The 1,750-nt window shown below is 50.1% G+C and carries 1 protein-coding gene; it reads left to right on the forward strand.

What is annotated here, in order from left to right; genetic code table 11:
* Nucleotides 1-1,750, forward strand: a 1,750-nt coding sequence (locus FKG94_RS28535) for an outer membrane protein assembly factor BamB family protein (protein ID WP_142930353.1), incomplete at both ends; no start/stop codon positions are given.

Raw genomic sequence — 1,750 nt, forward strand, 5'->3', positions numbered from 1 at the left:
CCAGCGAAATCACCTACGGTTTTGATCCTCTCAGTGCATCCGATGGATTGCTCGACTTGGATAGTGATGGTTATAGCAATTGGCAGGAGGTTGCGGCAGGAACAGACCCCGAATCTGCACAAAGCTATCCTGGCAATGGTACCCTTCTGTGGGAGTTACCCACCTTTGATAATGCATTTAAGCGACCGGCAGTGGATGTGAACGGCGATATCTACTTCGGTTCCGAGGACGGTAGCTTATATGCCTTGGACCGGGTTGGTAATTTAAAGTGGGTTTACTCGCTCGGGGGAGACATTGAAAGTATACCTGCTGTAGCGGAAGATGGCACAATCTACTTTAGTGGTATCGGTAGTGCGGCAGACAGTCGAACCCAGCTTTATGCATTAAATTCCGATGGGTCTTTACAATGGGTGTCTGGCGGAGAGTTTGCGCCTGGCTCGCCGGCAATAGGTGCTGATGGTACTGTGTATGTTGGGGCTGTTGCCGGTAATCTCTATGCCTTAAACCCTGATAGCTCTCTCAAGTGGACGGCTACAACTGGCCGTATTTCTGCTGATGTTAAGCCTTTGATTGCCGCCGATGGCACAATCTATATAAGCGATAATGAAGGTTTATTCTATGCATTTGATTCTGATGGTCGGCTAAAGTGGTCTCGTCTCCTGACAGGAGGAAAATCCATAGCGGTTGGTAAAGATGGTACAGTTTTCTTGGGGGGAAGCTCTTTATTTGGAAGCTCTTTATATGCTGTATCTCCGGCGGGCACTGTCAAATGGTCCAGTGACTTTGGGGACGGTTTTCGCTCGTCTATTGCGTTAGGAGAAGATGGAACTGTTTATATCGGCGATTCTCAGAAGCTCTATGCAATCAGTGCACAGGGTATCCTAATGTGGTCTTATGATCCCGGTCCTTATGGTATTCCACCATCACCTGTTATTGGTGCTGACGGAAATATCTATATAAGTGCCAAAGGCACTCATGCACTGAGCCCGGAGGGCGCTTTGCTATGGTCGATAGGCGAAGGCGAGTCTTCGCCCATTATCGGGTCCGACGGAACCCTCTATATGGGCGATTACCGCACCTTTAGCGCAGTGATCACTGGCTCAGGAGGTTTAGCCAGAACCCCCTGGCCGGTAGGTGGGCACGATATTTATGGCTCAGGTGATCAGTGTCGCAGCAAAAGCGGCTACTACAGCCGGACCCAGGATACCGATGGGGACGGCGCCATTGATTGTTGGGAATTCGTGTACGGGCTCGATCCCCTGAACCCGAATGACGGGATTTTAGACCCCGATGGTGACGGGCTGTCAAATTTTGAGGAGATTCTGGCATTGACAGACAACCTTAAAGCTGACACCGACGGTGACGGGCTAAGTGATGGTGATGAAATAAATATTCACAACACCGGCCCGACAGAAAAAGACAGTGACCATGATGGTTTAAACGATGGCTACGAGATTGCACAAGGACTCGATCCTCTTGTGGGTGGGGAAGTGCTACTGGACAGTGATGGCGATGGCTTCAGCGATCGGCAGGAATTGCAAACTGGTTTCGATGCCATAGATCCACTCTCCACCCCCAGTGCCGGGATGTTGCAATGGGTATCCGTAACCGATAGAAGAATTAGGTATTCTGCACCGGCGATCGATGAAGATGGCAATATCTACATTGGCACGGATAACGCCAGTTTGTATAGAGTGTATCCCGATGGCAGGGTCAAATGGTCATTCAAGGCAGGCGGTGGTATTGATTC

Origin of the sequence: Exilibacterium tricleocarpae (assembly GCF_007004655.1) — a bacterium.
Classification (GTDB): domain Bacteria; phylum Pseudomonadota; class Gammaproteobacteria; order Pseudomonadales; family Cellvibrionaceae; genus Exilibacterium; species Exilibacterium tricleocarpae.